This is a genomic window from Shewanella holmiensis, from assembly GCF_025370255.1.
Lineage (GTDB): Bacteria > Pseudomonadota > Gammaproteobacteria > Enterobacterales > Shewanellaceae > Shewanella > Shewanella holmiensis.
Genome location: NZ_JAMTCD010000002.1, coordinates 183580 through 198340 on the forward strand (window position 1 = coordinate 183580; position 14761 = coordinate 198340).

The following is a 14761-nucleotide window of genomic DNA, read 5'->3' on the forward strand; positions in this document are numbered from 1 at the left end:
ATATGGGAAATGTAAACGTGATGTCGGGTAGATCACTGCCTATGTTATCACGATCCTTAACATCTCTACGACAGGCTATGAGTTCCCATCAAATATTGAACGAGTTACCCTAACCAAAGTCATAGCCGCTGAGTAATTTAGTAGGGTAACGTCAACATTTACAAGAAGATAACTTCTAAGCCAATTTGCCCAAATATAAGACAGGTGATCTTAATTAAGTCTTGGATGCTAAATATTGGTTTGAATTGTGAAGTCTGCTGGCGAGCCAAATACTGTAAAAATGAACCATGGGTGTTTGCTCCCATGGGCGGTGAGCTGTAGGGAAATACTTGTGCAGTCGGTGAGGAAATGCCATAAAAACCCGTAAAAAGTATTTCTGACAAGCTCACTTTGGGACGAGAAACAAGGTCACTTTGGTGTGATAGGTGCACAAAAAGTACAGCTTTGGCTAACAATATAAAGCCCCAACAAGCAATGCTTGTTGGGGCTTAAATTTGATTGCTTATACGCTAACAAGTCAATCAATGTGCTCGAGGATGCGAGCGAAGCTTTTGAAGGTACTTGGACTGCAAAAACAATCCTAAAAAGTGTCGACAAAAACCATCTACGGAAGTGATTAAATGTAGCCGACTCACCTGAGTATTGCCTGTTTTTTTTAAACAAAAATTAACCCATTTTATGGAGTTATTTGAATTTCAAATAGTTACTGATAAATTAATTTTTATCACTTGGCGATTAAATTTCGTAATGAAGACCACATTCTCGTTTCATGCCATTAAAGCGAGTGTCTTCTTCACTCATACCTAATTCTAAAGGCTTACTTGAATGAGTATCGCCCACCGACACATAGCCCTGCTCCCATAATGGGTGATATGGCAAGTTGTGCTCAGTTAAATACACATGCACATCTTTATTGCTCCATTCAATAATCGGCAACAACTTAAAACGGTTACCGTGAATAGCCAATATCGGCAAGGCTTCACGGGTGCTGGCTTGAGTGCGACGTAAGCCTGCAAACCAGGTGCCCACATTCAATTCAGCTAATGCCCGCTGCATAGGTTCAACTTTATTCAGACGGTTATATTGCTCAAGCTCGTCCAAACCTTGCTCCCACAATTTACCAAAGCGCGCCTCTTGCCATGCTGGCGTTTGGGCGGCACGATAAACCTGTAAATTCAGTTTTAATCGCTCGGTTAACTCATCGATAAATTGATAGGTTTCAGCAAACAAGTAGCCAGTATCGGTCAAGATAACCGGGATATCGGCTTGCACCTGGCTAACCATATGCAACATCACTGCGGCTTGAATACCAAAGCTAGACGATAAAGCATGTTCGCCAGGCAAGAAGGCCAGCCCCCACGCCACGCGCTGTTGTGCTGTCAGCCCTGAAAGAAACTGGTTTATGTTATCCAGTTCTACCTTTTGCACCTCTTTTGGCGCGCTGAGCAATTGAACTAATTGCTCAGGGCTAATCAAGGTTTGGGCTGTAGCATTGGCTACAGTATTCATCATAAATCACCCATGAAAGTCTTTAGCGGCATCTAATACCGCCTTTACAACACCAATACGTACCGTAAAGTTACCAAAGGTCTCGCCGGCATCACGCTCTTCAGCGTAGCGACCAAACAAGCCATCCAACTCAGATAGAATCTCTGCTTCTTGGATGTTTTCTTTGTGCATTTTGTTCAAACGTGTGCCTTCAAAGCTAGCGCCTAAATACAGGTTATAACGACCAGGTGCTTTACCCACTAAACCGATTTCTGCCGCAAATGGACGCGCACAACCGTTTGGACAACCCGTCATACGCACCACAATGGCTTGTTCGCTAATACCATGTTTTTGTTGTAATGCATCAATATGATCAATAAACGCTGGGAAATAACGCTCTGCTTCTGCCATCGCCAGAGCACATGTTGGCAATGCCACACAGGCAATGGAGTGACCGCGAGTTGCCGATAACACTTCACCAAGCAAGCCATGCTTACGGGCTAAACCTTCAATTTCAGCTTTATCTTCAGCGGCTACACTAGCAATAATCATATTTTGATTAGAGGTCATGCGGAAATCGCCTTTGTGGATCTTAGCGATTTCACGTAAACCCGTTTGCAATGTTTTACCTGGCATATCTTTAATACGGCCACTTTCGATAAACAAGGTTAAGTGCCACTTGTTATCGATACCTTCAACCCAGCCATAACGATCGCCGCGATCACCAATAACAACGTCGCGCTTAGTCTCAAATTTTACCCCTGCACGCTTTTCAACTTCGGCCTTAAACGCATCATAACCATGATCAACAATAGTGTATTTTAAACGTGAACGTTTACGATTAACTCGATTGCCCCAATCACGTTGCACCGTCATTACAGCTTCAGCAAATTTGATCACATCGGCCGTTTTAATAAAACCAAAGTCATCGGCTAAACGTGGGAAGGTTTCCACTTCGCCATGGGTAGAACCCATGCCGCCGCCAGCAACTAAGTTAAAACCAATTAGTTCACCTTGTTCGGCAATAGCAATAAAGCCTAAATCGTTAGTGTAAACGTCAACATCATTATCAGGTGGCACTGATACTGCCATTTTGAACTTACGTGGCAAATAGGTTTTGCCATACACAGGCTCATGGGTTTCGGTATCTAATAACTTTTCTTCATCTAACCAAATTTCTGCATAAGCACGCGTGTGCGGCAGCAAGTGATCAGATAACTCTTTGGCTACTGCGTAAGCTTGTTGATGTAACTTAGATTCAACAGGGTTTGGGTTACACATCACGTTACGGTTAACGTCACCACAGGCGGCGATAGAATCCAGCGCAGCTCTGTCTAATCCTTGAATCAACGTTTTCAGATTACGCTTTGGAATACCGTGATACTGAAACGTTTGACGCGTAGTTAAACGAATGCTGTTTGAGGTGGTTAAAGTGGACGAAATTTTATCCACATCTAACCACTGTGCTGGTGAACAAATACCACCTGGCACACGCGCTCGAAGCATAAAACTATATAAAGGCTCTAATTTTTGCTCTTTACGTTCATTACGTAAATCACGGTCATCTTGCTGGTAAAATCCGTGGAATTTAATTAACTGCTGATCGCCATCACTAAACGATCCCGTTACTTGAGTATCTAAACCCTCTTGAATGGTACCGCGCAGATAATCACTGTCGATTTTTAAATATTCGTTTACTGCTAACTTTTGCTCACTCATGGTGACCGCCTCTTATTCGATAATCACTTAGCTGCAATATTGCTGTGTAATGACTCATCAAGTCGCAATTTTCACTCGGCAGCTAAGCCTAATATACGTTGTTTAGGTTAACCTTGACGCTTAATACACGTCTTTTTGGTAACGTTTGCTGCTGCGTAATTCTTCAAAATAAGTCTCTGCAGCTTCAGGTGTTAATCCACCCTCGGTAACGGCAACATTCAACAATGCCTGGTGAACATCTTTTGCCATACGTTCGGCATCACCGCAGATATAAACGTGAGCCCCATCTTGTAACCATTGCCATACAAGACTTGCTTGTTGGGTGATGCGATGTTGCACATAGACTTTCTCCGCTTGGTCACGAGAAAACGCGACATCTAATCGGCTTAAGTCACCATTTTTCAGATACTGTTGCCATTCAACCTGATACAAGAAGTCTTGTTCAAAGTGAGGGTTACCGAAGAATAACCAGCTATTGCCCTCTACGCCATCTGCAACACGTTGCTGCATAAAGGCGCGAAAAGGTGCGACACCTGTACCAGGACCAACCATAATCACTGGCGTTTGTGGATTTTCTGGTAAGCGGAAATGATTATTCGGCTCAACATATACCTTCACTTCCTGACCTTCTTCAGCGGATGCTAAGAAGTGTGATGCGCCGCCAAATCTTGCTTGTCCTTCACGCTCATCTTCAACCAAGGCGACCGTTAAGTGCACTTCAGTTTCGACTTCAGCCTGGCTAGAAGCAATTGAATATAAACGCGGTGTTAACGGACGTAATACTTCAACTAATTGTTCAGCAGTCACTTTAGCAGGATAGATTTTGACTAAATCAGCCAGTTGGTGCTTAAGAATAAACTGACGCGTTTGCTCTTTATCTTCACTTAATGCCAACAAATCTGCGTTAGCGCTAAACTCTGCCCAAGCTTTAACAAGACCTGGATATAACTGGGTCAACTCTTTCTTGTCAGTTAATGCAGCTTCCAGACTTAACACCTCTTTACCAACGGTCACTTCAGTTGCTGGATTTAAAGCCAAACCTGAAATAATTTCATTCACTAAGTTTTGGTTGTTACTAAACCAAATACCTAATGCATCGCCGACTTGGTAAGTAATGCCTGACTCGCCTAAATCAATTTCAACGTGGCGAACATCACGGTCAGAATCCCGACCGGTAAGTTTTTGGCTAACTAATACTTCAGCGGTGTAAGGCTTTTGCTTGGTAAACTCACTGCTTGAAGCCTGTGCTGGCGCTAAAGACACCACACTTGCACCCGCTGTTTGAATATGCGGTTTAACCGCTTCAACAACACTGTCTTGCCAATCTGCAGCAGCTTGCTCGTAATCAACATCACATTCAGCTAACGGTAATAATTGCTTAGCCCCTAATGCCGCAAAACGCGCATCAAAGTCTTTACCGGTTTGGCAGTAAAACTCGTAACTTGAGTCACCTAATGCTAATACCGAATAATGTAAGTTATCTAATTTTGGCGCACGTTTTGATGCTAAAAACTTATGCAATTCCATAGCGTCATCAGGTGCTTCACCTTCACCATGGGTACTGACCACGGCTAATAATAAGGTTTCTTGCTTCAACTGGCGCACATTGTACTCGCCCATTGATGTTAAGTTCACCGTATAACCTTGTGCCTGCGCTTTAGCGGCCAATTCAGTTGCAACGCCGCGACCGTTACCAGTTTGGCTGCCATATAGAATGGTAACTGTTTGGCTTGCACTGGTTTGCGCAGCGCCATCAGATGCGACTACCTGACCTTGGTTAGCGCTTGCAGCTAAGTAGCCACTCACCCAAGCAAGTTGTACAGCGGATAACTCAGAGGTGAGTTGTTTTAGCTTATCAACTTGTCCTTGTGACAATGGTGAAGCTAATGCAGATAGTTCTTTTAACAACATAAGACGGCCTTATAACAGTGTAATGTAGCCAAGCTTACTCCTGTCGACTAAAAGCAAAAAAGAATAAAAGATAATTTTTTATTCCATTTAGGAATATGCAAAGGTGTTTTTTTAGGCTACAAAAGTGTGGGTTAGTTAAAACTTTTTAATTTCCCTTAATTAAAACAGCGTTTATTAACCTTGTAGCACTTGTGCGATTGAAGTGTCTGCAGCAAGCTAGACAATTGGATTAACTATTGATTATCTATCAGGTTAATTGTTCTCTGAAAAAGACAATAAAAACCATTCCCAGAAGGAATTGTTAACAGAGACGTATTGATGTTCACCTAGTCACATCAATGCCAGCCTAATTCGATGATTTGTTGATTACGACCGTTAGCAAATCATCATGTGAAACTATGATGCAATTCGGCTGGGGAGCCTTATTGCATTTTAATCATTAACCATCAGGGATCAGTCATGCAGATTGGAATACCGAGAGAAAGTATCGCAGGTGAAACGCGCGCAGCAGCGACGCCAGCAACCGTGGTACAACTAAAAAAGCTCGGCTTTAGTGTGGCCATAGAGGCGGATGTTGGTAAATTATCAAGTTTTGATAATGCCGCATTTGAACACGCTGGGGCCGAAATTGTAGAAGATGCGTTTCAAGCTGACTTTATTTTTAAAGTTAACGCACCTACAGATGATGAAATTGAGAAAATGAAGCCTGGCACCACGATTGTCAGCTTTATTTGGCCTGCTCAAAATCCTGAATTGGTTGAGAAGTTAGCTCAGAAAAAAATCACCGTGATGGCGATGGACATGGTGCCACGTATTTCACGAGCCCAGTCATTAGATGCCCTATCGTCTATGGCCAATATTGGTGGTTACCGTGCAGTCGTAGAAGCCGCACATGAATTTGGACGCTTCTTTACTGGCCAAATTACCGCCGCAGGTAAAGTCCCGCCAGCCAAAGTACTGGTAATTGGCGCTGGTGTTGCCGGTCTTGCCGCGATTGGTGCCGCAGGCTCATTAGGCGCAATCGTGCGGGCATTTGATACTCGTCTTGAAGTGGCTGAGCAAATCGAATCAATGGGTGGTGAGTTTTTAAAACTCGAGTTTGAAAATACCGAAGGCGGTTCTTCTGACGGCTACGCAAAAGTCATGTCAGAAGAGTTTATTGCGGCTGAAATGGCATTATTTGCCGAGCAAGCCAAAGATGTGGATATCATTATTACCACAGCGCTTATTCCTGGTCGCCCTGCGCCTAAGCTTATTACTAAAGACATGGTTGATAGTATGAAGTCAGGCTCAGTGATCGTCGATTTGGCTGCGGCCACTGGCGGTAACTGTGAATATACCGTAACGGGTGAAAAATTTATCACAGATAACGGCGTAAAAGTACTAGGTTACACTGACCTTCCAGGTCGCCTTCCTGCACAATCATCACAACTATACGGCACTAACCTTGTTAACTTGATGAAGTTAATGTGCAAAGAGAAAGACGGTAACGCCGTACTTAACTTTGAAGATGTGGTTATGCGTAACATGACGGTTACCCACGAGGGTGAAATTACTTTCCCACCACCAGCCATTTCGGTGTCAGCTGCACCAGCCAAACCGGCTGCGGCGCCTGTGACCAAAGCGGCTGAGCCCAAAGCCCCTTCTAAGCTTAAGTACGTTTTAGGTGCTGCGGGCATTGCCGCTTTTGCAGCCATCGCATCCGTTGCCCCTACAGAGTTCTTATCTCACTTTACGGTATTTATATTGTCATGTGTGGTGGGTTACTACGTGGTCTGGAACGTGTCTCACTCATTACACACACCGCTAATGTCCGTAACCAATGCAATTTCAGGCATTATTGTGGTGGGGGCATTACTGCAAATAGGCCAGGGATCAGCTTTAGTTACCGCGCTGTCATTTGTTGCTGTGTTAATTGCAAGTATTAACATTTTTGGTGGTTTTACCGTCACTCAGCGCATGCTGAAAATGTTCCGTAAAGATTAAGGGGAATTATCGTGTCAGAAGGACTGGTAACAGCATCGTATATTGTCGCGGCGGTATTCTTTATTTTAAGCCTTGCGGGGCTTTCAAAACAAGAAACAGCTAAAAACGGCAATTTATTTGGCATCATAGGGATGACCATTGCGCTTGGCGCAACCATTTTAAACCCGAGTACCACTGGCGTAGTGTGGATTATTTTAGCAATGGTGATTGGCGGCGCAATTGGTGTCCGTTTAGCTCTCAAAGTTGAAATGACCGAAATGCCTGAACTCGTTGCCATTCTTCACAGCTTTGTGGGTATGGCAGCAGTATTAGTGGGCTACAACAGCTTTATCGATTTACACCCACAAGCCATTAATGAAATTGTGGTTGCCATTGGTAGTGATTTAGATACTACTCTTGCAACCGCTGAGGCGGCATTTGCTCAGGCGAGTCAGGCTCAGCAAGATAGTCATCACCTGACTGGCGCTATGCTGAACATTCACCTTGTAGAAGTTTTCCTCGGTGTGTTCATTGGCGCGGTAACCTTCACAGGCTCTGTCGTTGCATTTGGTAAATTGCGCGGATTAATTCCATCAAAAGCATTAACCTTACCGCATCGCCATAAGATGAATCTTGTAGCAGTCATTGTATCGTTAATTTTAATGGTGCAATTTGTGCAAACCGGTGGCGCAATCACGCCTATCCTCATTATGACTTTAATAGCCTTCGCATTTGGTTGGCATTTAGTTGCCTCTATTGGCGGAGCGGATATGCCAGTTGTGGTGTCAATGCTGAACTCATACTCAGGTTGGGCTGCTGCAGCTGCTGGTTTCATGCTATCAAACGATTTGTTGATCATCGTTGGTGCATTAGTGGGTTCATCAGGCGCGATTCTGTCTTACATTATGTGTAAAGCTATGAACCGCTCATTTATATCTGTTATCGCAGGTGGATTTGGTAACGATAGTGCGGCATCTACAGGCGAGGAAGAAGTGGGTGAATACCGCGAAACCACCGCAGAAGATGTGGCTGATATGCTGAGAAACTCTGATTCAGTTATCATCACTCCAGGCTACGGTATGGCAGTGGCGCAAGCTCAATATCCTGTGGCTGAAATCACCCGTAAGTTACGTGACTTAGGCATTAAAGTTCGCTTTGGTATTCATCCTGTTGCAGGACGTTTACCTGGTCATATGAACGTATTATTGGCTGAAGCAAAAGTACCTTATGACATCGTATTAGAGATGGATGAAATCAATGAAGATTTCTCTGACACAGATACCGTGTTAGTGATTGGTGCCAATGACACAGTAAACCCAGCGGCAATGGAAGATCCAAACAGTCCGATTGCTGGTATGCCAGTGTTAGAAGTGTGGAAAGCACAAAACGTTATTGGCTTTAAACGTTCAATGAATACTGGCTATGCTGGTGTGCAAAATCCGTTGTTCTTTAAAGACAATACCCAAATGTTATTTGGTGATGCCAAAGATAGTGTAGAAGCTATTCTAAAAGCGCTGTAACACCGTTAGCGTAAATCACAAATACCAGCCTAGTGGCTGGTATTTTTTTGGCTTTTTTCGGTGTTATAAATTGGTGAAGATGTTATCTTAAAAATTAATCTAAGGTTTACCCTTAACCTGTAAAATAAACGCTGGTTAAAAATGTAAAATGGCTAAAGTTTTAGTTAATTTATCGCCAGTAATGCGATTAAAGATCTTTTAACACACTCAGGTGATATGCAGATATGCGCCCCTTTAATGTGGTTGTATCTTTGATATCGTCTATTGAGCTTAATGACGTTACTTATTAGGCCGCTAATGTCTCAGCGATAATGGATTCTATACACAAATTAGCACAAGGCATTTTTGAAGGTAATATTTGCCAGCAAGTCGTGATGTAAAAAGGAAAGTTATAGACAAATGGATGGCTCAACAAATGAGTTGCAACAATTACAAGCTAAAATCGCCAAGCTACAAAGCGAGCTATCAGATTACCAATTACAGGTATCTGAGCTAGAAAAAGCAAAACTGCAACTCCAGCAAACTCTCAAACTGACTGAAGAAAAGCTCCATGCGACATTAGATGGCACGGGCTTATGTCTGTGGGAACAAGATATCCCTAGCGGAATTCTGACCATGTACAATCAGGAGTGGGGGGCACTACTAGGTTATACCTTAGAGGAGCGACCTGCCCATATCGACAGCTGGAAATCGCATCTTCATCCTGAAGATAAAGATTGGGTCATTAAAGCGTTTTACGACCATGTGGAAGGTAAAGAGAATGTCTACCGCGCGGTGCATCGAATGATTCATAAAGATGGCAGTGTTAGTTGGGTATCTGATCGCGGCCGGATTATTGAGTTTACACAAAACGGTCAGCCTAAACGCATTATGGGCACCCACACAGATATTACTCAAGAAAAACGCTACGAACAGGAATTGGCACGATTAGCCCATTATGACCCCCTCACTAACCTACTTAATCGTAATGCCCTCAAAAATCACTATCAAAAAAACTTCAAACACCCGCAAGCTAAAGGAGCGTTAATTTTTATTGATTTAGATGGTTTTAAGGGAATTAATGATAAAGCGGGTCATCGTATTGGTGATTTACTCTTAATCCATGTCGCTAATACCATTAGCCAGACGGCTAAAACTATGTTGGACAAAGGCCAGCATGCGATCGCTCGAATTGGCGGTGATGAATTTGTGATTTTAACCACAGTTCATCAAGCAGAAATATTAACCCCCTTTACCCAAACCTTATTACAACAATTTAACCATCCCACCACCATTGAACAGCACAAAGCCCAAATTGGTTTGAGCATTGGGGTGTGTGCTTTTTCAGCCTCGACGACTTTCGCCTATGCTTATGAGCAAGCAGACAAAGCCATGTACCAGGTTAAACAACAGGGTAAGCATGACGTGGTGTTTGTTTCACTACTTTAATCTTAAACCTAACATGACTCGCCTTGGCATTTAGCTCAGTGCGAAAGTGGCCCCAATAAGTAACGCTTATTCATTGCTTGGCGCCATACAAGATTAGCGCTTGAATAGCATCGACAAGCTTTTAATCTGGCCCAAAAACATCAATTGGTGAATGGGGAATATCGACCATTAACGTGATAGGTTAAAAAGACTTAGGGCAATTGAGCTTTGCAGAGTGATGTTATCAGCGTAAAAATATTCGCTAAAGATCAACAAGCATAGATAACAAAAAAGGGCTAACCATCAATCATGGTCAACCCTTTGTAGTGGCTTTTTTGGGATCATCTCAGCTAGAAATAATCACCAGTTAACGATTAAAACTTATAGCTATAACCTAAGGTTGCAGACTGTGGTTTACCAGCAAATACTGAACCGTGTACACGGGTTGTCACGTATGTTTCGTCAAATAAGTTATCAACATTTAAGTACACTTCTGACACATCGTTAATGAAGTAGCGTGCTGATAAATCAAACACTGTTTTAGAACCAATCAACTCATCCGCAGGAATATCACCTTGGCCCGCTTTAGTGCGCATGTCATCAGTGTATCGACCGGCTAGAGTCACCTGCCAGCTTTCTGCAGCTACACCAGCAGATATATACAATTGGTTATCTGGCAAATAAGTTAACGAGTCACCTTTTTTAACGTTATCCCAGCTTTCAAAATCAGATGAGAAATCTGAGCCGAATTCAGCATTAGTAAAGGTATAAGCCATTTTCACAGGGAAAGTTATCTCACCTTTTTGATTAAACTCATAACCTAGGCTTAATTCTAAACCGCTAACATCCACTTCACCGGCATTGTATTGGTTATCAATGTTGTTATCGTCACAACCTTGCGCAGCTGTACAGTTACCATGCATATTGCTGTAGTCACCATAGAATGCAATGGCTTCTGAAGTAAATGCACCTTGGTTATAACGTAAGCCTGCTTCATAGTTCCAGCTTTCTTCCTCTTGACCGTCTGCATTACCTGGCGCTGCTGGAGAGAAACCTTTTTGAACACCGGCTAATAGAATAAGCGCCTCATTCACCTGATAGGTTGCAGATAAAGAAGGCATAACTGCACTAAAACTGTTATCAACATCTTTGCTTGGTTGACCATCGCGACCAGGATTTGCTTTACCCCAATCTAAACGATTAGTAGTGACATCTTCATAACGAATACCCACAGTAATTGCAAAATCGCCTATGGTCATGCGATCTTGTACAAACAACGCCCAAGCATCAGCACTATCGATACGGTTTGAATCTGTACCAGGAATACCACTTTGAGTGCGGTTCATCACTTGGTTGGTGTCTAATTGATAAATGTCCGCCCATTGGTAACGGTCCATTTCATCTTCATGATAGCGCGCACCGAATGCAAGCTCATGATTACCCACATAGTAATTTAATTCAGTTTGTAAACCTTGTGATAAATAACTACGGTTATTGGCTTTCACGCTGACATCAATAGGCGCGGTCACTGAGCCTTTGTCAAAATCAGCGGCGTTTTGTACACCACCGCTACTTAAACTTTTACCATCAACTTTATCGGCTTTATACCAGTTACGGTGAAAGTCGTTATAGTAAGCGGTCGTGCTTAAAGCTAAGTTATCATTAAATTCAATCACATGATTTAACTGAACTTGTTTATGCTCAGTAGTCATCTGATCTTTTTGTGATGCTGAATAACGCATAAATGGCGTTGCAGCATAATCTTCATCCGTTAAGCCCATGTAAGTTTCGTTAGAAACCTCATCAGCATATTTTAGTTTTAATTCTACAATTTGTTGATATTTAGCTGTTTTGTCAGTTTTGACGCTCACTTTTGCTAACGCATCATTCTTCACAAAACCTGTATCACCGCCAACACCGTTGATATCACGGAAACCATCGGCTTGATAGCGATAGATTTCAGTCACAGCACCAATTCTTTCGCCTTGACCACCAGCAAATGCGTGCACTTTACCAAAACCATCTTGGCCAGCAGCAACATCTAATTTACCAGCTAGTTCTGTTTCAGGAATTTGACGAGATAGCATGTTAATTACGCCACCCGTTGTACGAGGTCCATATTTAACCGTTGAACTACCTTTAAGAATTTCAACACTTTGCATACGCCCTGAAGTAGGGAAATAATAAGCAGCAGGTGATGAGTAAGGCGCTGGCGCAGCTAATACGCCATCTTCCATTACGGTGATTTTTTCAGAACGATTTTGTCCTGTGCCACGCATACCTAAATTTGGACGTAATCCGTAGCCATCTTCTTCTTGAATATAAACGCCAGGGATAGACGCCAGAGTGCGCATGATATCGGTATATTTAAACTGCTCAATATCAGCGGCCGAAATAACGTGCGCACTACCTGGCACGGTATTAACAGGATTACGGCTACCAAAAATAGTAATTTGTTCAATGTTAGTGGTGGCCACCTGCGTATCTTGAGTGACTTTTTCAGCGGCAGTTGCGCCCATAGACATTAATAATGCACTTGCTAAAACACTCAAACATAAGGTGTTTGACTGGTTCATCTTTTATCTCCCAATACAACATTTATTTAATACTAATAAGAACAATTCTTATTTGTGTTTCTAATTGTGCGCATTTTTACTTAACTGGACATTAAAATCAACAAATGGACACGATATATTTACAAATAAGGCAGAATTGTTATGTTGCGGGTAAGATGTGTGACACAAATCACCAAAGAGATGTACAAAAAACACTCGTCTTGATATTAAAGCCACAAGAATCCAGTCATCGGGTGAGTTTATTGTGAAATGTGCAGTAAACTGCGCTTAAAAATTATTCCTTACTATATAAGACTCATTCCATCATGTTTTTATCACCTTATTATTCAAAACAAGATCAAAGCGTTTTTATTTCTGCCCAACAAGCCAGTGACTTTGCCAGGCAGGTTGCAGAAGATTTCAACCCCATCCATGATGTTGGCGCGAAACGCTTTTGTGTACCAGGTGACTTATTATTCGCATTGGTATTAACAGAATATGGCTTAAGCCAGAACATGACCTTTAAATTTGCAGGTATGGTAGGTGATGGAATTGAGTTAATACTGCCTGATGCAGTAGAAAATAAATTTACGATCAGCGATATCAAAAACAAAGAATATATGCACGTGGCCCGCCAAGGTGATATTTGCCAATGCGATGTGCAAACCGCTGCGTTTATTAAAAGTTATGTGGCTTTTTCAGGTTTAAACTTCATTCATGTATTAGTGCCTATGATGAAGCAACACAAGATGATGATAAACCCTGACCGCCCATTGGTTATCTATGAAAGCATGTCATTTCATTTAGCACATTTTGACTTTGATGATGTTAGTCTTCATTTAATTGACCAACAATTTTTAATCAATGGTAAACGTGGCGATGTCACGCTTACTTTTGAACTGCGTCAGGACGAACGATTGATTGGTACCGGTAAGAAAACCCTCGTTCTGAGTGGTCTAAGAGAATACGAAGAAGATAAGGCACAACAAATGTGTCATTTTTACGAGTCACGTAAAATCACGTTATAACTCCCCTCGTTTTGTCGGCAATATCGCTTATTCCATAAGGAATGCGCGATATTCGCTATAGATTTTTTTCGAATGTTAACCTTAAGTGAAATCCCCCTTAGTTATGGCTAAAATCACCAGGAAATATGATGAAAAATTTTATTCTTAGTGCCCTTTCATTCTGCGCATTTACTGCCAATGCAAACATTATTTACGACAAATCAGATGTGGATGAAAAAGATTTTATCTTTGATGAACATCAATGCATTGAAATATCCCAGCAAGTTCAAAAAGAAACTCAATCGAGAAGTATTGTCGGCAGTGCAGCTAAAGGCGCCGCGGTTGGAGCAGCAGGCGTAGCAATAGCAGGTGGAAGTGGAACTCAAGGTGCGAAAACAGGTGCAGGCATTGGTGTTGCTACAGGTATTTTAGGCGGCTCTAGCGATCGTAAAGCGAGCCAAGCAAAGTATGAAGCTGAACAAGAGCTTGTTGTACGCAACTGCATGATTAAACGTGGTTATAGTATTTTGAATTAGCCACTCTTTATCCACTCAGTATTTAGCAGGATAACAGGCGGAAGTCACAACTATGCAACTGACCTGCTGTGGCCTTTTTAGCATCCAAGTTTATTGGAAGTGGTGACAACATTCATCAATATTAGTGGACTGAGTAAGCTAATATTGATGATTTATGCGGCTTCTGGTACAGATATATTTTCAAGTAATGCAATTGCGCTATGACCAATAAGTTGCGCCACACATTTCTCGCCCGCTTCGCCTAATTGCAATAACGCGAACTTTTGAGCGGTATTCATGGCTTTAAAGTAGGTGATATTATCGCTATTGGTACCGCAAAGACTGAAAAACAGTTTCAATACGGCTTTATGCTCAGTCAGCTGTAATGCATTTTTCCAACTTGATTCTAATGAGGTAATTGAATCAAAATTGAGCGCATCAACAAACAGCTGGCCAATACGATGATCTAGACGCACCAGAAATTCAGTCTTTTTAGGAAAATGATGACTGATTCCCGTTCGACTGATCCCCGTTGCATTAGACAAAGTCGTGTATGACATAGCATCAAAACCTATCGTAAGAATCTGTTTAAGCGCTTCGTCTAGAATTTGGTTTACAGTTTGCTCGGTTTCAACACGTGAACGTTTGGCCATAGTGCTGCGTCTCTCTAATAA

Annotated in this window: 10 protein-coding genes; 5 read left to right on the forward strand and 5 right to left on the reverse strand. The window is 42.3% G+C overall.

Annotated elements, in window-relative coordinates:
• Positions 1-735: 735 nt before the first annotated feature.
• The 3 genes from NE535_RS02395 to NE535_RS02405 all read right to left on the reverse strand — a co-directional run bounded on the left by NE535_RS02395 (position 736) and on the right by NE535_RS02405 (position 5118).
• The gene (locus NE535_RS02395) at positions 736-1512 is read right to left on the reverse strand and encodes a phosphoadenylyl-sulfate reductase (RefSeq protein WP_261297097.1); all 777 of its coding nucleotides are present in this window, start codon (positions 1510-1512) and stop codon (positions 736-738) included.
• Between the two features lie 3 nt (positions 1513-1515).
• Positions 1516-3207, reverse strand: a complete 1692-nt coding sequence (gene cysI, locus NE535_RS02400; protein ID WP_261297098.1) for an assimilatory sulfite reductase (NADPH) hemoprotein subunit — start codon at positions 3205-3207, stop codon at positions 1516-1518.
• Between the two features lie 120 nt (positions 3208-3327).
• Positions 3328-5118 carry an assimilatory sulfite reductase (NADPH) flavoprotein subunit gene (locus NE535_RS02405; RefSeq protein ID WP_261297099.1) on the reverse strand — a complete coding sequence of 597 codons (1791 nt, stop codon included), beginning with the start codon at positions 5116-5118 and terminating at the stop codon, positions 3328-3330.
• A 459-nt stretch (positions 5119-5577) separates the two neighbouring features.
• On the opposite strand from NE535_RS02405, the gene NE535_RS02410 reads away from it, so the two are divergent.
• From NE535_RS02410 to NE535_RS02420, 3 genes are all read left to right on the forward strand, one after another.
• Positions 5578-7104, forward strand: a complete 1527-nt coding sequence (locus NE535_RS02410; RefSeq protein ID WP_261297100.1) for a Re/Si-specific NAD(P)(+) transhydrogenase subunit alpha — start codon at positions 5578-5580, stop codon at positions 7102-7104.
• Between the two features lie 11 nt (positions 7105-7115).
• Positions 7116-8603, forward strand: coding sequence for a Re/Si-specific NAD(P)(+) transhydrogenase subunit beta (gene pntB, locus NE535_RS02415; protein ID WP_261297101.1), 1488 nt, complete (start codon positions 7116-7118; stop codon positions 8601-8603).
• 399 nt (positions 8604-9002) lie between these two features.
• Entirely contained in the window at positions 9003-10031 is a 1029-nt protein-coding gene (locus tag NE535_RS02420) for a diguanylate cyclase domain-containing protein (protein WP_261297102.1), read from the forward strand.
• Between the two features lie 353 nt (positions 10032-10384).
• Here the strand turns inward: NE535_RS02420 and NE535_RS02425 are convergent, their stop codons facing one another.
• The gene (locus tag NE535_RS02425) at positions 10385-12586 is read right to left on the reverse strand and encodes a TonB-dependent receptor family protein (RefSeq protein WP_261297103.1); all 2202 of its coding nucleotides are present in this window, start codon (positions 12584-12586) and stop codon (positions 10385-10387) included.
• A gap of 305 nt (positions 12587-12891) precedes the next feature.
• Here NE535_RS02425 and NE535_RS02430 point away from each other — a divergent pair, with 305 nt between their 5' ends.
• Both NE535_RS02430 and NE535_RS02435 read left to right on the forward strand, forming a co-directional pair.
• Positions 12892-13593: a DUF3581 domain-containing protein gene (locus NE535_RS02430; RefSeq protein ID WP_261297104.1), complete on the forward strand. Its 702-nt coding sequence runs from the start codon at positions 12892-12894 to the stop codon at positions 13591-13593.
• A 128-nt stretch (positions 13594-13721) separates the two neighbouring features.
• The gene (locus NE535_RS02435; protein ID WP_261297105.1) at positions 13722-14108 is read left to right on the forward strand and encodes a glycine zipper family protein; all 387 of its coding nucleotides are present in this window, start codon (positions 13722-13724) and stop codon (positions 14106-14108) included.
• A 152-nt stretch (positions 14109-14260) separates the two neighbouring features.
• Here the strand turns inward: NE535_RS02435 and NE535_RS02440 are convergent, their stop codons facing one another.
• On the reverse strand, positions 14261-14740 hold the full coding sequence (locus NE535_RS02440) for a TetR family transcriptional regulator (RefSeq protein WP_261297106.1): 480 nt from the start codon (positions 14738-14740) through the stop codon (positions 14261-14263).
• Positions 14741-14761: the final 21 nt, after the last annotated feature.